Raw genomic sequence first — 19729 nt, forward strand, 5'->3', positions numbered from 1 at the left:
ACGACTGAGGAACGAAGTCGTGACGGAGCGTGTCGAAACCCCTGAAGCGGAGAGGAGGCGGTGAGGTGACCAACCGTCTGGTCATGCTCGAGAAGCTCGAGTCGCTCGAGGCCGAGAACGCCAAGGCCGTCGCCGGCGGCGGGGAGCGCTACGTCGAGCGGCACCACGCCCGCGGCAAGCTCCTGCCGCGCGAGCGCATCGAGCTGCTCATCGACGAGGGGTCGGCGTTCCTGGAGCTCTCGCCGCTGGCCGGCTGGGGCACGGACTTCGTCGTCGGCGCCTCGCTGGTCACCGGCGTCGGCGTCGTCGAGGGCGTCCAGAGCGTGATCGTCGCCAACGACCCGACGGTCAAGGGCGGCGCGAGCAACCCCTGGACCGTGCGCAAGAGCTTCCGCGCCCACCAGATCGCCGCGGAGAACCGGCTGCCGGTGATCGCGCTGGTGGAGTCCGGTGGCGCCGACCTGCCCACCCAGAAGGAGATCTTCATCCCGGGTGGCAAGACGTTCCGCGACATCACGCGGCACAGCGCGGCCAAGATCCCCACCATCGCGCTGGTCTTCGGCAACTCCACCGCGGGCGGGGCCTACATCCCCGGGATGAGCGACTACACCGTGATGGTCAAGGAGCAGGCCAAGGTGTTCCTCGGTGGCCCGCCGCTGGTGAGGATGGCCACCGGCGAGGAGTCCGACGACGAGTCCCTGGGCGGCGCCGAGATGCACGCCCGCACCTCCGGGCTGGCCGACTACCTCGCCGCCGACGAGCGCGACGCGATCCGCATCGGCCGCCGGATCGTGGCCCGGCTGACGTCATACGCCCCGGCGGTTCCGACGACCACCTCGTATGACGTTGCTGAGCCTGACGCCGACCCCGAGGAGCTGCTCGACCTCATCCCGGCCGACCTCAAGGAGCCGTTCGACCCGCGGGAGGTCGTCGCGCGCATCTGCGACGGAGTCAGCGCGTCGAACGGTGCCGTCTTCGACGAGTTCAAGCCGCTCTACGGTCCCTCGCTGGTCACCGGATGGGCACGGATCCACGGCCACCCGGTGGGGATCTTGGCCAACGCCCAGGGGGTGCTGTTCAGCCAGGAGGCCCAGAAGGCCACGCAGTTCATCCAGCTGGCCAACCAGGTCGACACCCCGCTGCTGTTCCTGCACAACACCACCGGCTACATGGTCGGCGCGGAGTACGAGCAGGGCGGGATCATCCGCCACGGCGCGCAGATGATCAACGCCGTCAGCAACTCCTCGGTGCCCCACCTGGCGGTGATCATGGGCGCCTCCTACGGCGCCGGCAACTACGGCATGAACGGCCGCGCCTACGACCCGCGGTTCCTGTTCACCTGGCCCTCGGCCAAGTCCGCGGTGATGGGGCCGGCGCAGCTGGCCGGCGTCATGGAGATCGTGGCGCGCCAGTCCGCGGAGTCGAAGGGGCAGACCTTCGACGCGGCCGAGTTCGCCGGGATCAAGCAGCTGGTGGAGAGCCAGATCGAGGAGCAGAGCCTGCCCTACTTCCTGTCCGGGATGCTCTACGACGACGGCGTCATCGACCCCCGCGACACCCGGACCGTGCTCGGCATCTGCCTCTCGGTGATCGCGCAGTCGTCGTGGACAGGCGGCGCGGGCTACGGGGTGTTCAGATGATTCGCCGGTTGCTGGTCGCCAACCGCGGCGAGATCGCCTCACGGGTCTTCCGCACCTGCCGCTCGCTCGGCATCTCGACCGTCGCCGTCCACTCCGACCCCGACGCCGCGCTGCCCTACGTCGCCGAGGCCGACCACGCCGTCCGGCTGCCGGGCGCCGCACCGGCCGAGACGTACCTGCGCGCCGACCTCCTCATCGACGCCGCGCGCCGTTCCGGCGCCGACGCGGTGCACCCCGGCTACGGGTTCCTCTCCGAGAGCGCTGAGTTCGCGCAGGCGGTGATCGACGCCGGGCTCACCTGGGTCGGGCCACCGCCGTCGGCCATCGAGGCCATGGGCTCGAAGGTGGGCGCCAAGGAGCTGATGCGGGCCGCCGGTGTGCCGGTGCTCGACGCCGTCGAGGGGGAGTTCCCGGTGCTGGTCAAGGCCTCGGCAGGCGGCGGCGGGCGTGGGATGCGGATCGTCCGCTCGGCCTCGTCGATGGAGGCGGAGCTGGCGGCGGCGCGGGCCGAGGCGGAGTCGGCCTTCGGCGACGGCACGGTCTTCGTGGAGCCCTACGTCGAGCGTGGGCGTCACGTGGAGGTGCAGGTCTGGGGCGACGCCGGCGGGAACCTCTCCGTGCTGGGCAGCCGGGACTGCTCGGTGCAGCGCCGGCACCAGAAGGTGATCGAGGAGGCGCCGGCGCTCGACCTGTGGGGTGAGACCGAGCCGCAGATGTTCGGCGCGGCCCGCAGGGCCGCCGAGGCTATCGGCTACCGCGGCGTCGGCACGGTGGAGTTCCTGTACGACGAGTCGGCCGACCGGTTCTGGTTCCTGGAGATGAACACCCGGCTTCAGGTGGAGCACCCCGTGACTGAGATGACCACCGGACTCGACCTGGTCGCGCTGCAGATCGAGTCCGCCGAGCCTTCCCGACGCGCCCTGGCGCTCGTGCCGAACCCACGCGGTCACGCCATCGAGGTCCGGCTCTACGCCGAGGACCCGGCCGAGGACTACCGGCCGCAGAGCGGTGTGCTGTCGGCGTTCGACATCCCGCTCGAGGACGGGGTGCGGGTCGACGCGGGGTACGCGGCCGGCTGCGAGATCGCGACCTTCTACGACGCGATGCTGGCCAAGGTCGTCGCCCACGGGCCCGACCGCCGCTCGGCGGCGAGGAGGCTGGCCGGGGTCCTGGAGCGGGCGCGGATCCACGGGGTCCGCACCAACCGCGACCTGCTGGTGCGGGTGCTGCGCAGCGAGGAGTTCCTCGACCGGCCGCTCTCGACGGCGTTCCTCGACTCCTTCGACCTGGCCGCTCCCGCGCCCGATCCCCAGCCGTACGCGGTCGCGGCGGCGCTGGCGATCGCCTCGGCGCAGGCGGCGTCTCGCCCCACGCAGCGCGGCATCCCGGTGGGGTGGCGCAACGTGCCCAGCCAGCCGCAGCGCACCGAGTTCGAGGGCGTCGCGGTCGAGTGGTGGGGCACCCGCGACGGCTTCGCGGTCGACGGCTACGACGTGGTCTCGGCCTCGCCGACCACGGTGACGCTGGAGCACGACGGCGTGCGGACGTCATACGAGGTGGCTGCGTCAACGACCACTTCGTATGACGTCGACGGACCCGAGGGCCACCTGCGCCTGGAGCGGAGCCCGAGGTTCGTCGACCCCGCCGATGTGGTGGCGCCCGGTTCGCTGCTGGCGCCGATGCCGGGCACCGTGGTGAGCGTGGCGGTGGCCGCCGGCGACAGCGTCGGCGCCGGGCAGCCGGTGCTGGTGCTCGAGGCGATGAAGATGCAGCACACGGTGAGCGCGCCGGCCGACGGCGTCGTCGCACAGCTCGAGGTGGGGCCCGGGTCGCAGGTCGCGGCCGGGGAGGTACTAGCGGTGGTGGAGTCGCCATGAGCCTGGGTTACACGGAGTCCGACGAGCGTCAGGAGCTACGCAAGCAGGTCGCGAAGCTGGCCTCGACCTACGGGCGGGAGTACTTCGTCGAGAAGGCGCGGTCGGGGGAGAAGACCACCGAGCTGTGGCTGGCCATCGGCAAGGCCGGCTACCTCGGGGTCAACCTGCCGGAGGAGTACGGCGGCGGGGGCGGCGGCATCGGCGACGTCGCCGCGGTGTGCGAGGAGCTCGCGGCGCAGGGCTGCCCGCTGCTGATGATGGTCGTGTCCCCGGCGATCAACGGCACCGTGATCGCGAAGTACGGCACGGACGAGCAGAAGCAGCGGTGGCTGCCCGGCATCGCCGACGGCACCGAGACGATGGCCTTCGCCATCACCGAGCCCGACGCCGGTACGAACTCCCACATGATCACCACGACCGCCCGCCGCGACGGCGATGAGTGGCTGCTCAAGGGCCAGAAGATCTACATCTCCGGGATCGACGAGGCGGCCAACGTGCTCGTCGTCGCCCGCACCGCCGACGAGCGCACCGGCAAGCTCAAGCCCTGTCTCTTCGTGGTCCCCACCGACGCGCCCGGACTGTCGTTCACGCCGATCCCGATGGAGATCGTCTCCCCCGAGCAGCAGTTCCAGGTGTTCATCGACGACGTCCGGCTGCCGGCCGACGCCCTGGTCGGCGACGAGAACGGGGGGCTGGCGCAGCTCTTCGCCGGGCTGAACCCCGAGCGCATCATGGCGGCGTCGTTCTCCACCGGCCTGGCGCGGTTCGCCCTCGACCGCGCGACGGCGTACGTCAAGCAGCGCGAGGTCTGGGGCACCCCGATCGGCGCCCACCAGGGCCTGGCGCACCCGCTGGCGCAGTCGAAGATCGAGATCGAGCTGGCCCGGCTGATGACCCAGAAGGCCGCCGCGCTCTACGACGCCGGCCAGGACAACGAGGCCGGCGAGGCGGCCAACATGGCCAAGTACGCCGCCGCCGAGGCCGCCTGCGACGCCGCCGACCGCGCCGTCCAGTCCCACGGCGGCAACGGGATCACCCAGGAGTACGGCGTGGCCGGCCTCCTCGTCGCCGCCCGGGCCGGCCGGATCGCCCCGGTCAGCCGCGAGATGATCCTCAACTTCGTCGGGTCCCACTCGCTCGGGCTGCCGAAGTCGTACTGAGGGGTGCGATCGCCAAAGTCGCGCACTTGCGCAGTTGTGGCCCGGACAAATCGGGCTGACCGCTGGAATTGCTGCGCAAGTGTGGAGTTGTGGGGGTCGGGTCCCGACGGTGCGCCAACTGCACACTTGCGAAAGACGGCGCGCCGGTTGGGGCGCGTGTGACGTGCCAGGTGCGCAAGTGTGCAGTTGGCGCAAGGGAGGACACATGACCGAGCTCGTCCACTACGAGGTGACCGACGCCGTCGGCACCATCACGCTCGACTCGCCGCACAACCGCAACGCGCTGTCGCAGCAGCTGGTGCGCGAGCTGTTCGACCACCTCGACACGGCGGCCGCCGACGCGTCGGTGGTGGTCGTGATCCGCAGCGCCGACCGGGTGTTCTGCTCGGGCGCGGACCTCTCCGAGGCCGGTAGCCAGGGCATGGAGGAGGGGGCGCGCTCGATGGTGGAGATGCAGCGGCGCATCGTCGCCCACCCCAAGCCGGTCGTCACCCGGATCGCCGGCCCCGTGCGCGCGGGCGGCCTGGGCATCGTCGCGGCCAGCGACGTCGCGATCTGCGCCGACGACGTCACCTTCGCCTTCACCGAGTCCCGGCTGGGGCTGGCGCCCGCGGTGATCAGTCTGACGGTGCTGCCGCGCCTGACCGCGCGCGCGGCGTCGGACACGTTCTTGTCCGGACGCACCTTCGACGCCGCCGAGGCCGCGGCGATGGGGCTGGTCACCCGCGCGGTGCCGGCCGGCGAGCTCGACGCCGTGGTGGCCGACATGTGCGACGAGCTCACCCAGGCCCATCCCCAGGGGCTGCGCGAGACCAAGGCGCTGCTCTCGGCCCCGCTGCTCGAGCGCATCGACGCCGGCGCGCAGGACATGGCCACCTTGTCGGCCCGGCTGTTCGGAAGCGAGGCGGCCAAGGAGGCGATGGCGGCGTTCCTCAGCCGGTCACGACGTCCCCGCGGTTGACGTCGGCGCGGTCGACGCCGCGCAGCAGCAGCCCGACGTTGTCGCCGACACCCGCCTCGTCGAGCAGCTTGCGGAACGCCTCGATCCCGGTCACGGTCGTGGGCAACGGGCTGCCCCCGGTGAGCCTGCGCACCGCGACCTGTTGGCCCACGCGCACCGTGCCGAGGGCGACGGTCCCGGTGACCACGGTGCCGCGGCCGGTGATGGTGAAGACGTCCTCGATCGGCATCTCGAACCCCGACGGCGACCCGGCGGGGCTCGTACCGGGAGCGCTCGCAGCGTCACCGGTCGACGCCGGCGGCACGGGCGTCGGGTCGGCCATCCCCGCCTGCAGCCGCTCGAGGCTGACCTCGGCGTCGGACTTCTCGCTCCGCCAGAACTTCCATCCCATGGTCGCAGTGTGCCCACGTGCCAGGCGGACGACCCAACCCGAGTTACGGCAGCCCCGGCCTCAGCTGTTCTCCGCGATGTACTCCTCCGGGTCCTTGTCGGAGTCGTCCACCCCGGCGCCACCCCAGTGGACGGCGTAGAACTGCAGCCAGCGCATCCCCATGTCGTGGCGCTCCTCGAGCGAGACGTCGCGGATCACCCCGGTCATGCCCTCGCGCTCCTCCTCCTCGAGGTGCTCCCCGTTGGCCTCGCGGGCCTTCGTGACCGCCTTCCACCACTCCTCGCTGCCGACGCTCGCCGAGCGGGAGGCGCGTACGGCGTCGCGGATGTCGTTGTGGTCGCCGATGGCGTCGTCGGTCTCCTCCTCCGGGTCGCCGTGCTCGGCCTCCTGGAGCAGGGCGGGGTAGAAGATCTCCTCCTCGGCCTGGGCGTGCGCGTCGAGCCGGCTGGCGAGCGGCTCCCAGATCGCGGCCCGCTCCTCGTCGGTGCGCGCGGCGTCGAGGTAGAAGAAGTAGCGGCGGAACCACACGTGGTCCTCGTAGATCAGCTCGATGATGTCGACCATGTCCGCCGTCGTACCCGTTACCAGGCAGGGATAACCGGGTCCGACGGCGAGCCTGCCGCATCGGCGGTGCCCACCGAGGCGATCATGCGGACGTGCGTGCGTGGTTCAGGGGGACTCTCGGCTCGACCGTGATGGCGATGGCGGCGACGTTCGTCCTCCAGCAGGGCACCGCGCCGGCTGCGGTACCCGCTCCGGCAGCGCCGGTCACCCAGGAGCACGGCCACAGCCGCGGTGCCTGCTCGAAGGGCCTGGTGGCCCTCACCTTCGACGACGGTCCGCGGCCGGGCACCACCAAGCCGCTGGTGCGCTCCTTGCGACGGCTCGGCGTGCCGGCCACCTTCTTCGAGATCGGCGAGCACGTGGCCGCCCACCCGGCGCTCTCGCGGTTCGTCGCCGCGCACGGGTTCGCCGTGGAGAACCACTCCTGGAGCCACCCCGACCTGGCGCGGCTGCGCAAACCCGGCATCCGGCGCCAGGTGGTGCTCACCCAGCGGGCGTTCCGGCGCGCCCACGTGCGGCCCGGGAACCTGCTGCGCCCGCCCTACGGCGCCGTCAGCGCGCGCGTCGACCAGGTCGTCGCGGCCCACGGCCTGGTGCCGGTGCTGTGGAACGTCGACTCCGGCGACTGGCGCGGCGGCGGCAGCGCGCGGATCACGGCCTCGGTGCTGGCCCAGCTGGTGCCGGGACGGTCCAACGTCGTGCTGCAGCACGACGGGGTCGACAACTCGCCGGCCTCCGTACGCGCGGTGCCCCGCATCGTCCGCGCCGCCCGCCACCGCGGGTACTGCTTCGCCGCGCTCGGCACCGACGGCACCCCGCAGCCGCCGCAGCCGCTGCTGCGGGCCACCGTGCTCGACGGCCGTGAGGGGGCACGCCCGGTGGCGGTGGTGCTGCGGCTGGACAAGCCCACCACCGTGCCCACCAGCGTCCGCCTCGTCAGCGTCGACGGCACCGCCCGCGCCGGCGCGGCCTACACCCGCCTCGACACGGTGGTGCGCTTCGCCCGCGGCGTCAGCTACGCCATCGTGCGGGTGCCGGTGGCGGCCACCGGTCCCGGTGGCGCCTTCACCGTGCGGGTGGAGCACCCCACCGGGCTGCAGCCCACCGCGACGACGCTGACGGCCACGATCACCGGCTGAGCCACGACTCGAGACGGTCCAGCGCCCCGGTCATCTCCGCCGGCGTGCCGGCGAAGGAGAACCGGACGAACTCGTTCCCGCGGGCGGTGTCGAAGTCGACGCCGGGCGCGGTGGCGACCCCGGTCTCGGCCAGCAGCCGGTGGCACCAGGTGTGGGTGTCGTCGGTGAGGTGGCCGACGTCGGCGTAGACGTAGAACGCACCGTCGGCGGGCGCGAGCCGGTCGAGGCCGAGCCGGGGCAGTCCCTCGAGCAGGACGGCGCGGTTCTCGGCGTACCGGGCGACATGGCCGTCGAGCTCGGCGTACGACGCGGGCTCGAAGGCCGCCAGCGCCGCGTGCTGGGCCAGCGCGGGCGGGCAGATGGTGAAGTTGCCGGTCAGCACGTCGACCGGGCGCCGCAGGTCCTGCGGCACGAGCATCCAGCCCAGTCGCCAGCCGGTCATCGAGAAGTACTTCGAGAACGACCCGAACACCACCGCTGACCGACTACTCAGCCAGGCGCTGGACCGCAGCGGATCAGCGCCGTCCCCGGTGCTGTCCCCGGTGCCGTACTCGATGCCGTGGTAGATCTCGTCGCTGACCAGCCGGACCCCGTTCTCCTCGCACCACGTCGCGAGCGCCGCCAGCTCGGCCGGCAGCAGCATGGTGCCGGTGGGGTTCGCCGGCGAGGCCACCACGAGCCCGTGCACCGGGCCCGACACGGCCGCGAGCTGCTCGACGGTGGGCTGGAACCGGGTCTGCGGCCCGCAGTCGATCTCCACCACCTCGACGCCGAGTGCGCGCAGCACGTTGCGGTAGCAGGCGTACCCGGGCCGGGCCATCACGACGCGGTCGCCGGCTTCGAAGGCGGCGAGGAAGGCCAGCAGGAAGCCGCCGGAGGAGCCGGTGGTGACGACCACGTCGTCGGCGCTGCAGTCCAGCCCGGAGAACCGGCGGTGGTGCTCGGCGATCGCGGCTCGCAGGGCCGGGATGCCGACCGCCTCGGTGTAGCCGAGCGGACCGGCCCCGGGCTCCAGCAGCCGCCGGGCCGCGGCCAGCACGGGTTCGGGCGCGCCGGTCGAGGGCTGGCCCGCCACCAGGTTGAGCAGGTCGCCGTGAGAGGCGGCGCGGGCGTTGGCCGCGGCGAGCAGGTCCATCACGTGGAAGGGCGGCACGTTCGCCCGGCTGGCCACCTGGAGTCGCTGGTCCATCCGCCGACACTAGAATCAGCCTCACCGCCCACGACCGCCGAGGCCCTCCCGTGACACTCGACGTGCACCAGCTCGACCAGTTCCTCCTGGTCGGGGCGGCCGTGCTGCTGTTGGCCATCTTGGCCGTGCGGCTCTCGGTCGGAGTGGGTCTGCCGACGCTGCTGGTCTACCTGCTCATCGGCGTCGGACTGGGCGAGTCCGGGTTGGGGCTGCGCTTCGACGACGCCGAGCTCGCGCACGCACTGGGCTTCGCCGCTCTCGTCGTGATCCTGGCCGAGGGCGGTCTGACCACCCCCTGGCCCAAGCTGCGCCCGGTGATCCGGCTCGGTCTGTCGCTGGCCACCCTCGGCGTCGGGGTCAGCGTCGCCCTGGTGGCCCTGTTCGCCCACTACGTGCTCGGCCAGCCGTGGCAGGTGGCGGTGCTGCTCGGCGCGGTCACCTCGCCCACCGACGCCGCCGCGGTGTTCTCCGTGCTGCGCCGGGTGCCGCTGCCCAGCCGGCTCAGCGGTGCGCTGGAGGCCGAGTCGGGTCTCAACGACGCGCCCACGGTGGTGCTGGTCACCGTCATCAGCGCCGGGGTGCACCACTCCGTCGGCGGATTCGCGGCCATCATCGTCAGCGAGCTCGTCGGGGGCGTCGCCATCGGGCTGGTCGTCGGCGGCGGCGGCGCGTGGCTGATGCGCCGCGTGGCGCTGCCCTCCTCGGGCCTCTACCCGTTGGCGGTCCTCGCGCTGGCGACGCTGGCCTACGCCGGCTCCGCGACTGTGCACGCGTCCGGGTTCGCCGCGGTCTACGTCGCCGCACTGGTGCTGGGCAACACCGAGCTGCCCCACCGCGGCGCCACCCGCTCGTTCGCCGAGGGACTGGCCTGGCTCGCCCAGATCGGGCTGTTCATCATGCTCGGGCTGCTGGTCTCACCGGGCCGCATCCACCTCGACACCGTCGGCATCGCGGTGGCCGCCGGCCTGGTGCTGACGCTGGTCGCGCGACCGGTCTCGGTCTGGGTCAGCGCCGTCGTGCAGCCACTGGGGTGGCGCGAGCTGTCGTTCATCAGCTGGGCCGGTTTGCGTGGCGCGGTGCCCATCGTGCTGGCCACGATCCCGCTCTCGGAGCAGGTGGCGGGCTCCAAGCAGCTCTTCGACATCGTCTTCGTGCTCGCCGTCGTCTACACGCTGCTCACTGGACCGACCCTGCCGCTGGCGGCCCGGTGGCTGGGGGTCGCCCTGCGCAACGAGCCGCGAGACCTCGACGTCGAGGCCGCGCCACTGGAGCGCATCGCGGCCGACCTGCTGCAGCTGCGGATCTCACCGGTCTCGCGGCTGCACGGGGTCGAGATCGGCGAGCTGCGGCTGCCGGCGGGCGCTTCGGTGGCGCTGGTGGTGCGCGAGGGGCGCGCGTTGGCGCCCGAGCGACGCACGGTGCTGCGCCGTGACGACGACCTGCTGGTGGTGACCCCCCGGCGAGCCCGAGAGGCCACCGAGCGTCGGCTGCGCGAGGTCTCGCTGGGTGGGCGTCTGGCCCACTGGCTGGGCCGGGGCGTTCCCGACGACGAGCCCGGGTAGCTCCGGAGGCGTCCTCAGGCCTAGTTCGTCGTCTTGTCCAGGCAGGTGACGACCGGCTTGGGCAGCTTGTAGACCTGCGGGGCGCCGCTGGCCGGCCGGGTCGACCCGCGGCCCATCACGACGTTGATCCCGGGGCCTTGCACCGTCTCGACCACCCGCACGGTGGCGGTCGGCTTGAACTGCCGGGCGACCAGCACGGCGCGCGGGTCGTCCTTGACCACGGTGAGCACCTGCACGCCGTCGCGCACCAGCGAGGCCGGCGCGTTGCCCAGGGCGCCGACCTTGAACCCGCGGTTCTCCAGCGCGCTCATGGTGGTGTTGGCGAACCCCTTGCGGTTCGTGCCGTTGTAGACGCTCACCGTCACCTGGGTGCGCAGGATTCGCTTGGTGACGCGCTTGTTGGTGCAGGTGTCGGCCTTGCTGGAGGAGCTGGCCCCGAGCGAGGGGAACGACGCGGTGGCGGAGTTCCAACCCACGACGAGCATGACGACGAGCACGACCGTGAGCACGGTCAGCGTGAGCGCGGTGCGCAGCTTGGCCGCCACGTCAGCTCGCGATCACGTGGACGCGGGCGTGCAGGACGTTGCGCTGCTGGAGCGCGGCGCGCAGTGCGCGGTGCAGGCCGTCCTCGAGGTAGAGGTCGCCCTGCCAGTCCACGACGTGGGCGAACAGGTCGCCGTAGAAGGTCGAGTCCTCATCGAGCAGGGCCGCCAGCTGCAACGTGTCCTTCGTCGTGACCAGCTCGTCGAGTCGCACCGTCCGCGGCGGCAGCGCGGCCCACTCCTTCGCACCCAGCCGGTGCTCGGGATACGGCCGGTCGTCACCGACGCGCTTGAAGATCACGGGGCACACGATAAAGGAGTCGGGCCATACTGCCGTCCATGAGCGACTCGGCCCCGGCGCCCGGCACCGATCCCCTCAGCCAGGCCGTCGCCGCGGGCTACGCCTTCGAGGGACCGGCGCTCGAGCTCGGCGGGCTGATGCTCGACGCCGAGCACCTCACCGACGTCCACATCAAGATCCCACTCGGCATGCTCAACCGGCACGGCCTGGTGGCCGGCGCCACCGGCACCGGCAAGACCAAGACGCTGCAGCTGCTCGCCGAGCAGCTCTCCGCCCACGGGGTGCCCGTCTTCGCCGCCGACCTCAAGGGCGACCTCTCCGGCCTCTCCCAACCCGGGCAGGGCGGCGACAAGGTGGTGGCGCGGGCGGCCTCGGTAGGCCAGACCTGGACCCCGAGTGCCGCGCCTTGCGAGTTCTACGCCCTCGGTGCGCTGCCGGGCGGAGCCGGGACGCCGGTGCGCGTCACGATGACCTCCTTCGGCCCGACGCTGCTGGCCAAGGTGCTCGGCCTCAACGACACCCAGGAGTCCTCGCTGGGGCTGGTCTTCCACTACGCCGACCAGGCCGGCCTCGCGCTCCTGGACCTCGCCGACCTGCGCGCGGTCATCTCCTACCTCGTCTCCGAGGAGGGCAAGGCCGACCTCAAGGGTCTCGGCGGCCTCTCGCCGGCCACCGCGGGCGTGCTGCTGCGCGAGCTCATCGCGTTCTCCGACGCCGGCGCCGACTCCTTCTTCGGCGAGCCCGAGTTCGACACCACCGACCTGCTGCGCACCACCGCCGACGGCCGCGGCGTCATCTCGCTGATGGAGCTGCCCAACCTGCAGGACCGGCCTGCGGTGTTCTCGACCTTTTTGATGTGGCTGCTGGCCGACCTGTTCCACGACCTGCCCGAGGTGGGCGACACCGACCAGCCCACGCTCGTCTTCTTCTTCGACGAGGCCCACCTGCTCTTCGCCGACGCCTCCAAGGCGTTCCTGGCCTCGGTGGCGCAGACGGTGCGGCTCATCCGATCCAAGGGGGTGGGCGTGTTCTTCGTGACCCAGTCGCCCACCGACGTGCCCGACGACGTGCTGGCCCAGCTCGGCTCCCGGGTGCAGCACCAGCTGCGCTCCCACACCCCGAACGACGCGAAGGCGCTCAAGGCCACCGTCGGTACCTACCCGACCTCGCAGTACGCCGACCTCGGCGCGGTCATCACCTCGCTGGGCATCGGCGAGGCGATCGTGACCGTGATGGACGAGCGCGGCGCGCCGACCCCGGTGGCCTGGACCCGGCTGCGAGCGCCGCAGTCACTGATGGCCGCCGCGCCCGCCGAGGCCCTGCAGGCCGCCGTGGCCGCCTCACCGATCAACGCGAAGTACGCCACCGCCCTGAACCGGGAGTCGGCCCAGGAGATCTTGGCCAAGAAGCTCGACGCCGGCGCGAGCGCGGCCGAGCACGAGCAGCCGGCCGAGCACCACGTACCGGTCCCGAAGGCACCCAGGGCACCCCGTCAGAAGGCACAGAAGAGCATGGTCGAGGAGGTCGTAACCTCGACCGCGTTCAAGCAGGTGATGCGGACCGCGACCCGGGAGATCGTGCGGGGCATCTTCGGGACGGCTCGTCGGCGGCGGTGAACCAAAGTCGCGCACTTGCGAAGATGTGGTGCGGACAAAACGGCCGCGGTGGTCTCACGCCTTCGCAAGTGTGGGACTTTGGCGACCGCCCACCTCGAGGGTCGCGGCTCAGGCGCTCCAGCGGATGTTGTCGTCGGCGAGGTCGGCCGAGGCGAGCACGCCGCGCAGCTCGGGACGGGCGGCGAACAGCTTGGCGATGCCGCCGACGCTGCGCGTGGCCCGGTCACGGGCCTGGGAGGGGTCCGCGGCGAAGGCGGTGACGGTCTTCTCGGCGGGAACGGTGAGCGTCATGGTGGGCTCCTGTCGTGCGGGTGAATCCCGAGAGTGCACAAACCGTGTTTCGCCGATGTTGTGCCCGGTGAACGCGCTGTGAAACTCCTTCTAACGATCAAATTCCGTTTTCGACGTCCTCTGGCCGACGATCTTCGGCGCTGACCCCGGCCGTCACGTCCTCGGCGTCGCCTGCGTCGGGTCGGTATGGGGCAAGGTGAGGGCGTGGCCGACCAGGTGCTGCTCGCGGAGGCCTTCGAGGCCCACCGCGACCGGTTGCGAGTGGTGGCGCAGCGGCTGCTGGGGCCCTGCGGAGGGGCTGAGGACGCCGTGCAGGAGGCCTGGCTGCGGCTCTCGCGCAGCGACGAGCGGGGCGAGGTCATCGAGAGTCTCGGCGGCTGGCTGACCACGGTGGTCTCGCGCATCTGTCTGGACCAGCTGCGCCGCCGGGCCACGCGTCCCGAGCAGCCGACCGAGCAGGTGCCGGCGCTCGCGGTGGTGCCCGATCCGGCCGAGTCGGTCGAGCTGGCCGACTCCGTCGGGGCCGCGCTCGGAGTCGTGCTCGAGACGTTGAGTCCCCTCGAGCGGCTGGCCTTCGTCCTGCACGACCTGTTCGGCGTGCCCTTCGACCAGGTCGCGCAGATCCTCGGATCGAGTCCCGCCGCGGCGCGCCAGTACGCCAGCCGGGGCCGGCGCCGGGTGCGGGGCCAGGCCCCGACCGCCGGCGAGGCGCCCGACTCCCCGGCCCGGCGCGACGTCGTCGCCGCCTTCCTGGCCGCGGCGCGCGAGGGCGAGTTCGCCGACCTGCTGCAGCTGCTGGCCCCCGACGTGGAGCTGCGGGCCGACGCGACCATCGTCGCGATGGGCGGCGTGGCCCAGGTCAGCGGGCCCGAACCGGTGGCGCGGATGTTCCACGGACGCGCCTACGCCGCCCGGATGGCGCTCATCGACGGCGTGCCCGGCGCCGCGTGGTGGCAGGGCGGCGTGCTGCGCGTGGCCTTCTGTTTCGAGGTCGCCGACGGGGTGGTGAGGGCCCTGGAGCAGGTGGGCGACTCCGAGCGGCTCGAGAGGATGGTCGTCGAACCGCTCTGACCTGCACGTAGCCTCGACTCGTGGCCAGCTACGCCGACCGGATCGACGGCTTCCAGCGTCGGCACACCGTGGTCGGCTTCCCGCTCGGCGTCACCTACAAGTTCTTCGACGACCAGAGCAACTACCTGGCCGCCACCATCACCTACTACGCCTTCGCCTCGGTGGTGCCGCTGCTGCTGATCTCCTCCTCGGTGTTCGGGTTCTTGCTCCAGGGCAACCCCGAGCTGAAGCAGAAGGCCCTGGACTCGACGGTCAGCCAGTTCCCGATCGTGGGCCAGCAGCTCTCCTCCACCGAGGGCATCCAGGGCAACGCCTGGGTGGTGGTCGTCGGCTCGCTGGTGGCGCTCTACGGCATCCTCGGGCTCGGGAACGCCGCCCAGAACGCGGTGCACGTCGCCTGGGCGATCCCGCGCAACAGCCGCCCCAACCCGTTCTTGTCCCGGCTCTACTCCGCCGTGCTGCTCATGCTCGCCGGCCTGGTCGTGATCGTGGTCGCCACGCTGACCAGCCTGGTCTCCGGTGCGGCCGAGATCTTCGGCGCACGGCTCGACACCGGACTGCGCTGGGGCATCGATCTGGTCTCGGTGCTGCTGACCGCGGTGGTGCTGACGACGCTGATGCGGCTGGCCATGCAGCGCAGCGAGAAGTGGCTGCATCTGTTCCCCGGCTCGCTGGTCACGGCGCTGCTGTGGCAGGTCCTGCAGCGAGCCGGTGGCGCCTACGTCAAGCACATCCTCAACCGGGCCGACGACCTGACCGCCGCCTTCGCGGTGCCGCTCGGGCTGCTTGCGCTGCTCTACATCGCCATCAACATGGCGATGGTCGGACTGCAGATCAACGTCGTGCTGACCCGCCGGCTGTGGCCGCGGGCGCTGCTGACGCCGTTCACCGACAACGTCAGCCTGACCGACGCCGACCGCCGCGCCTACGCGGCGTACGCCAAGGCGCAGCGGCACAAGGGCTTCGAGACCGTGCAGGTGACCTTCGACAAGGAGGTCGAGCGCCCCGGTGACGCGGCGACGCAGTCGGGCGAACAGCCGCAGGCCGAGCAGGGATCCGGCCTCGGGGGCGCGGCGGAGGAGCGCGAGGAGCCGTCGACGTCTAGGATCTGAACACTTCTTCAGATCCTGAACTGGAAAGGTCCACGCGTGGCGGTCCCGCTCTACCAGGCCAAGGCGGAGTTCTTCCGCACCCTCGGCCATCCCGCCCGGATCCGCATCCTGGAGCTGCTCAGCGAGCGCGACCATGCCGTGCACGAGCTGCTCGAGGAGATCACCATCGAGCCGAGCAACCTCTCCCAGCAGCTCGCGGTGCTGCGGCGCACCGGGCTGGTGGTCTCGCGTCGCCGCGAGGGCGAGGTGATCTACGCCGTCAGCGTGCCCGAGGTCGGTGAGCTGCTGCTGTCGGGACGCCGGATCCTGCGGGCGCTGGCCGCGCACCAGGCCGACATCGAGCCGTCGGCCGCCGCGCTGGACTGACCCGCCACTGCTCCTGCGAGACGCGACGTTCCACATCAGTCCGCAAATATGAAAATGTTTTCAAGTTCTGTATCGTGGGACGTGAGCTGCCCGGACGGCCGACCTGACCGGTCATCGACCCTGGTGCCCAGGGGAGCTCAGCGCAGCCGTGCGGATCGCCCCGCACGGCTGCGCGCCCGTTCGGGATGACATCCGGCGCGTGGTCAGTAGTCACTAAAGTCTAGCGATCTACTACATTGAACGGGTGACCCCCTCCTCCCGCTCGCTCGTCCACCTCGCCGTGGCCCTCGACGGCGCCGGCTGGCACCCCGCCGCGTGGCGCGAACCGACGGCCCGGCCGCGCGACCTGCTCGGCGCGGCGTACTGGACCGACCTGGTCCGCGAGGCTGAGGCAGGCCTGCTCGACCTGGTCACCATCGAGGACTCGCTGGCGATCCAGGCCGATGCCGAGGAGGACGAGCCGCGCACCGATCGGGTGCAAGGTCGCCTCGACGCCGTCCTGATCGCCGCGCGGGTCGCCCCGCTGACGCAGCACATCGGCCTGGTGCCGACGGTGGTGGCCACCCACACCGAGCCGTTCCACACCTCCAAGGCCGTCGCGACGCTGGACTACGTCAGCCACGGGCGTGCCGGGGTCCGGGTGCGGGTCTCCACCGACCCGGCGGAGGCGGCGCTGATCGGCCGCCGACAGGCACCCTCGACGGGCGAGGCGCTCGCCGAGGCCGACGACTACGTCGAGGTGACCCGGCGCCTCTGGGACAGCTGGGAGGACGACGCGGAGATCCGCGACGCCGCCACCGGCCGCTTCGTCGACGTCGACAAGCTCCACTACGTCGACTTCGAGGGGGAGTGGTTCTCGGTCCGAGGACCTTCCATCACGCCGCGCCCGCCCCAGGGTCAGCCCGTGGTCGCCGCGCTCGCCCACGGGCCCGCCGCCCAGCGGCTGGTGGCCACCAGCGCCGACCTCGGCTTCGTCACCCCGCGCAGCACCGCCGACGTGCTGCGAGCGCTCGAGGCCGTGCGAGACGGCGTCGCCGGACGACGGGTGCGGCTGCTGGGCGACGTGCTCGTGGTGCTCGAGGAGAGCGAGACCCGGGCGCGCGAGCGGCTGCACCGCCTCGACCTCGCCGCCGGTGGTCAGCTCACCTCCGACGCCCACGTCTTCGCCGGCACCGCCGCCGACCTGGCCGACCTGGTGGAGCAGTGGCACGACGCCGGCCTCGACGGCGTCCGGCTCCGCCCGGCCGTGCTGCCCCACGACCTCGAGGAGATCACCCGCTCGCTGGTGCCCGAGCTGCAGCGACGGGGCCGGTTCCGCACCGCCTACCCCGAGGGCGCCTCGCTGGGCGAGCTGCTCGGCCTCCGCCGTCCCCGCAACCGCTACGCCGCGTAGGAGCAGACGATGACCCGCAAGCAGGTGCACCTGGCCGCCCACTTCCCGGGCGTCAACAACACCACGGTGTGGAGCGACCCGGAGTCGGGCAGCCACATCGAGTTCGGCTCGTTCGCGCAGCTGGCGCAGACCGCCGAGCGGGGCCTGTTCGACTTCCTCTTCCTGGCCGAAGGGCTGGGGCTGCGCGAGCAGGGCGGCCGGATCTACGACCTCGACGTCGTCGGGCGTCCCGACACCTTCACCGTGCTCGCCGCGCTGGCCGCGGTCACCGAGCACCTCGGGCTCACCGGCACCATCAACTCCACCTACAACGAGCCCTACGAGGTGGCTCGGCAGTTCGCCTCGCTGGACCACCTCTCCGGTGGCCGCGCCGCGTGGAACGTGGTCACCAGCTGGGACGCCTTCACCGGCGAGAACTTCCGTCGCGGTGGGTACCTCGCGCAGGAGGACCGCTACGAGCGGGCCAAGACGTTCCTGCGGACGGCCTCGCAGATCTGGGACTCCTGGGCCGACGACGACGTCGTGGCCGACCGGGCGACCGGCCGCTTCCTGCGGCGACCGGACGCGGGCCGGTTCGCCCACCACGACCGCCACTTCGACATCGAGGGCCGGTTCTCGGTGCCCCGCAGCCCGCAGGGGCGGCCGGTCATCTTCCAGGCCGGCGACTCCGAGGAGGGCCGCGAGTTCGCGGCGTCCTCGGCCGACGCGATCTTCTCCCGCCACAGCCAGCTGGCCGAGGCGCAGGCCTTCTACGCCGACGTCAAGGGCCGCCTGGCCCGGCACGGCCGCAGCCGCGACGAGCTGCTGGTGCTGCCCGCGGCCACCTTCGTCATCGGCGACACCGACGCCGAAGCGGCCGAGCTGGCTCAGGAGGTCCGGTTGGCGCAGGTCTCGCCGGCGACGGCCATTGCCTTCCTCGAGCAGCTGTGGAACACCGACCTCTCCGACCACGACCCCGACGGACCGCTGCCGGCCATCGACCCGGTGGTGGGCGACGACCTGTTCTCCCAGGGGCGTGCCTCGGTACGCCGCCACCGCGACCCGGTCGAGATCGCGCGGGAGTGGCGCGAGAGGGCGCAGGCCCACGGCTGGTCCTCGCGCGAGCTGATCGTCGACGTCACCGGCCGGCAGTCCTTCGTCGGCTCCCCGGCGACCGTGGCCGCCACCATCGACGAGTTCGTGCAAGCCGACGCCAGCGACGGCTTCATCCTGGTCCCGCACATCACCCCGGGCGGGCTGAGCCGGTTCGTCGACGACGTCGTGCCGCTGCTGCAGGAGCGAGGGGTCCACCGCACCGCTTACGAGGGCACGACCTTGCGCGAGAACCTCAGGCTGCCGACGGGCCCGCAGCGGGGAGTGGCCGCGTCGTGAGCGGTGTGTCCCGGGCTCCCCTCAGCGTCCTGGACCTGGTGCCGGTCGCCTCCGGCTCCGACGCGCCGACCGCGCTGCGGCACAGCGTCGACCTCGCCCAGCAGGCCGAGCGGCTCGGCTACGCCCGCTACTGGGTGGCCGAGCACCACCTCAACGACGGCGTGGCCGGCACCGCCCCTGCGGTGGTCATCGCGCTGCTCGCCGGGGCCACGAGCACCATCCGCGTCGGTGCCGGGGCCGTGCAGATGGGCCACCGCACGGCGCTGTCGACCGTCGAGGAGTTCGGCCTGCTCGACGCCGCCTTCCCGGGCCGCATCGATCTGGGGCTGGGTCGCTCCGGGGGCCGACCGCCCGGCGGCGAGCAGCACGGCTCGCCCGTGCCCCTGGTCGACCGGCGTACCCCCGAGGGGCTGCTGGTGCCGGAGAAGGTCTCGCTCGCCGCCCTGGCCGGTTCGCCGCGGTTCGCCTTGCAGAGGGAGCTCCTGCAGCTCCCGGGTGCGCAGAGCGCCGACTACGGCGAGCAGGCCGACATCATCAGCGCCTTCATCGAGGGCAGCTACCGCTCGGACTCCGGGGTGCGGGCGCGTGTGGTGCCCGGCGAGCGGGCGGCGCTGCAGCTGTGGGTGCTCGGCAGCAGCGGCGGCGAGAGCGCCCAGGTGGCGGGCAAGCGCGGCCTGCGGTTCGCCGCGAACTACCACGTGAACCCCGCGGGAGTGCTCGAGGCGGTCCACGCCTACCGCGCGGCGTTCGAGCCGTCGGAGCAGCTGCCCGCGCCGCACGTGGCCGTCTCGGCCGACGTCGTCGTCGCCCCTACTGAGGCCGAGGCGCGAGAGCTCGCGACCGGCTACGGGCTCTGGGTGCGCAGCATCCGCACCGGCGAGGGCGCGATCGCGTTCCCCACCCCCGACGAGGCCCGCGCCTGGCGCTGGACCGAGGAGGACCGCGCGCTGGTGCAGGACCGCGTCGACACCCAGTTCGTCGGCACCCCCGGCCAGGTCGCCGACCGCCTCGAGGTGCTCCAGCGCGCCACCGCCGCCGACGAGCTCGTCGTCACCACCATCACCCACGACCACGACGACCGGGTGCGCTCCTACGCGCTGCTGGCCGAGGAGTGGTCCTCCTCCCGCCGGCCCCGCCGCCTAGTCCAGACCAAGTGACACCACGTAACCGGCGACGACTGGTG

The 19729-nt window shown here is 72.2% G+C and carries 18 protein-coding genes and 1 pseudogene; 13 read left to right on the forward strand and 6 right to left on the reverse strand.

What is annotated here, in order from left to right; translation table 11 throughout:
- Positions 1 to 83: 83 nt before the first annotated feature.
- The 4 genes from D9V37_RS19190 (at position 84) to D9V37_RS19205 (ending at position 5638) form a co-directional block, all read left to right on the forward strand.
- Positions 84 to 1640: an acyl-CoA carboxylase subunit beta gene (locus tag D9V37_RS19190; protein WP_121807937.1), complete on the forward strand. Its 1557-nt coding sequence runs from the start codon at positions 84 to 86 to the stop codon at positions 1638 to 1640.
- Positions 1637 to 3517: an acetyl/propionyl/methylcrotonyl-CoA carboxylase subunit alpha gene (locus D9V37_RS19195; protein WP_121807699.1), complete on the forward strand. Its 1881-nt coding sequence runs from the start codon at positions 1637 to 1639 to the stop codon at positions 3515 to 3517. The genes D9V37_RS19190 and D9V37_RS19195 overlap by 4 nt, the downstream gene beginning before the upstream one ends.
- On the forward strand, positions 3514 to 4677 hold the full coding sequence (locus D9V37_RS19200; protein ID WP_121807700.1) for an acyl-CoA dehydrogenase family protein: 1164 nt from the start codon (positions 3514 to 3516) through the stop codon (positions 4675 to 4677). Before D9V37_RS19195 ends, D9V37_RS19200 begins: the two co-directional genes overlap by 4 nt.
- Before the next feature lie 205 nt (positions 4678 to 4882).
- On the forward strand, positions 4883 to 5638 hold the full coding sequence (locus D9V37_RS19205) for an enoyl-CoA hydratase family protein (RefSeq protein ID WP_121807701.1): 756 nt from the start codon (positions 4883 to 4885) through the stop codon (positions 5636 to 5638).
- Here the strand turns inward: D9V37_RS19205 and D9V37_RS20820 are convergent.
- Positions 5619 to 5873: pseudogene (locus tag D9V37_RS20820) on the reverse strand (EF-Tu/IF-2/RF-3 family GTPase); the annotation flags it as partial. The gene D9V37_RS19205 and the pseudogene D9V37_RS20820 overlap by 20 nt on opposite strands.
- A 216-nt stretch (positions 5874 to 6089) precedes the next feature.
- Positions 6090 to 6593, reverse strand: coding sequence for a hemerythrin domain-containing protein (locus tag D9V37_RS19215; RefSeq protein WP_121807703.1), 504 nt, complete (start codon positions 6591 to 6593; stop codon positions 6090 to 6092).
- A 137-nt stretch (positions 6594 to 6730) separates the two neighbouring features.
- Here D9V37_RS19215 and D9V37_RS19220 point away from each other — a divergent pair, with 137 nt between their 5' ends.
- Positions 6731 to 7732 (forward strand): polysaccharide deacetylase family protein, encoded by a 1002-nt coding sequence (locus D9V37_RS19220; protein WP_121807938.1) that lies wholly within the window; start codon positions 6731 to 6733, stop codon positions 7730 to 7732.
- Here D9V37_RS19220 and D9V37_RS19225 read toward each other — a convergent pair.
- Entirely contained in the window at positions 7722 to 8921 is a 1200-nt protein-coding gene (locus tag D9V37_RS19225) for an aminotransferase class I/II-fold pyridoxal phosphate-dependent enzyme (protein ID WP_121807704.1), read from the reverse strand. The two genes, D9V37_RS19220 and D9V37_RS19225, sit on opposite strands and share 11 nt — an antisense overlap.
- A gap of 50 nt (positions 8922 to 8971) precedes the next feature.
- Between D9V37_RS19225 and D9V37_RS19230 the strand changes: the two genes are divergently transcribed.
- A complete protein-coding gene (locus D9V37_RS19230; RefSeq protein WP_121807705.1) occupies positions 8972 to 10483 on the forward strand; it encodes a potassium/proton antiporter in 1512 nt (503 codons plus the stop codon).
- 20 nt (positions 10484 to 10503) lie between these two features.
- Here D9V37_RS19230 and D9V37_RS19235 read toward each other — a convergent pair whose 3' ends face one another.
- Positions 10504 to 11028, reverse strand: a complete 525-nt coding sequence (locus tag D9V37_RS19235; protein ID WP_121807706.1) for a LytR C-terminal domain-containing protein — start codon at positions 11026 to 11028, stop codon at positions 10504 to 10506.
- 1 nt (position 11029) lies between these two features.
- A complete protein-coding gene (locus tag D9V37_RS19240; protein ID WP_121807707.1) occupies positions 11030 to 11326 on the reverse strand; it encodes a type II toxin-antitoxin system VapB family antitoxin in 297 nt (98 codons plus the stop codon).
- A gap of 38 nt (positions 11327 to 11364) precedes the next feature.
- Between D9V37_RS19240 and D9V37_RS19245 the strand changes: the two genes are divergently transcribed.
- A complete protein-coding gene (locus D9V37_RS19245) occupies positions 11365 to 12942 on the forward strand; it encodes a helicase HerA-like domain-containing protein (protein ID WP_121807708.1) in 1578 nt (525 codons plus the stop codon).
- Between the two features lie 108 nt (positions 12943 to 13050).
- Here D9V37_RS19245 and D9V37_RS19250 read toward each other — a convergent pair whose 3' ends face one another.
- A complete protein-coding gene (locus tag D9V37_RS19250) occupies positions 13051 to 13233 on the reverse strand; it encodes a hypothetical protein (protein WP_121807709.1) in 183 nt (60 codons plus the stop codon).
- 204 nt (positions 13234 to 13437) lie between these two features.
- Here D9V37_RS19250 and D9V37_RS19255 point away from each other — a divergent pair, with 204 nt between their 5' ends.
- The 6 genes from D9V37_RS19255 to D9V37_RS19280 all read left to right on the forward strand — a co-directional run bounded on the left by D9V37_RS19255 (position 13438) and on the right by D9V37_RS19280 (position 19703).
- Positions 13438 to 14304 carry a sigma-70 family RNA polymerase sigma factor gene (locus D9V37_RS19255; protein ID WP_232525022.1) on the forward strand — a complete coding sequence of 289 codons (867 nt, stop codon included), beginning with the start codon at positions 13438 to 13440 and terminating at the stop codon, positions 14302 to 14304.
- A 20-nt stretch (positions 14305 to 14324) separates the two neighbouring features.
- Entirely contained in the window at positions 14325 to 15416 is a 1092-nt protein-coding gene (locus D9V37_RS19260; protein ID WP_121807711.1) for a YihY/virulence factor BrkB family protein, read from the forward strand.
- A 36-nt stretch (positions 15417 to 15452) separates the two neighbouring features.
- A complete protein-coding gene (locus tag D9V37_RS19265) occupies positions 15453 to 15782 on the forward strand; it encodes an ArsR/SmtB family transcription factor (RefSeq protein ID WP_121807712.1) in 330 nt (109 codons plus the stop codon).
- A 244-nt stretch (positions 15783 to 16026) separates the two neighbouring features.
- Positions 16027 to 17175, forward strand: coding sequence for an LLM class flavin-dependent oxidoreductase (locus D9V37_RS19270; RefSeq protein WP_198412650.1), 1149 nt, complete (start codon positions 16027 to 16029; stop codon positions 17173 to 17175).
- A 9-nt stretch (positions 17176 to 17184) separates the two neighbouring features.
- Positions 17185 to 18546 (forward strand): NtaA/DmoA family FMN-dependent monooxygenase, encoded by a 1362-nt coding sequence (locus D9V37_RS19275; RefSeq protein WP_121807713.1) that lies wholly within the window; start codon positions 17185 to 17187, stop codon positions 18544 to 18546.
- Positions 18543 to 19703, forward strand: coding sequence for an LLM class flavin-dependent oxidoreductase (locus D9V37_RS19280; protein WP_232525023.1), 1161 nt, complete (start codon positions 18543 to 18545; stop codon positions 19701 to 19703). Before D9V37_RS19275 ends, D9V37_RS19280 begins: the two co-directional genes overlap by 4 nt.
- The last annotated feature ends 26 nt before the right edge of the window (positions 19704 to 19729 follow it).

The organism is Nocardioides mangrovicus (assembly GCF_003674065.1).
Taxonomy (GTDB): domain Bacteria; phylum Actinomycetota; class Actinomycetes; order Propionibacteriales; family Nocardioidaceae; genus Marmoricola; species Marmoricola mangrovicus.

Coding starts and splice junctions, on each gene's coding strand:
- D9V37_RS19190 (WP_121807937.1), top strand. CDS start 84: ATGCTCGAGAAGCTCGAGTCGCTCGAGGCCGAGAACGCCAAGGCCGTC.
- D9V37_RS19195 (WP_121807699.1), top strand. CDS start 1,637: ATGATTCGCCGGTTGCTGGTCGCCAACCGCGGCGAGATCGCCTCACGG.
- D9V37_RS19200 (WP_121807700.1), top strand. CDS start 3,514: ATGAGCCTGGGTTACACGGAGTCCGACGAGCGTCAGGAGCTACGCAAG.
- D9V37_RS19205 (WP_121807701.1), top strand. CDS start 4,883: ATGACCGAGCTCGTCCACTACGAGGTGACCGACGCCGTCGGCACCATC.
- D9V37_RS19215 (WP_121807703.1), bottom strand. CDS start 6,593: ATGGTCGACATCATCGAGCTGATCTACGAGGACCACGTGTGGTTCCGC.
- D9V37_RS19220 (WP_121807938.1), top strand. CDS start 6,731: ATGGCGGCGACGTTCGTCCTCCAGCAGGGCACCGCGCCGGCTGCGGTA.
- D9V37_RS19225 (WP_121807704.1), bottom strand. CDS start 8,921: ATGGACCAGCGACTCCAGGTGGCCAGCCGGGCGAACGTGCCGCCCTTC.
- D9V37_RS19245 (WP_121807708.1), top strand. CDS start 11,365: ATGAGCGACTCGGCCCCGGCGCCCGGCACCGATCCCCTCAGCCAGGCC.
- D9V37_RS19250 (WP_121807709.1), bottom strand. CDS start 13,233: ATGACGCTCACCGTTCCCGCCGAGAAGACCGTCACCGCCTTCGCCGCG.
- D9V37_RS19275 (WP_121807713.1), top strand. CDS start 17,185: ATGACCCGCAAGCAGGTGCACCTGGCCGCCCACTTCCCGGGCGTCAAC.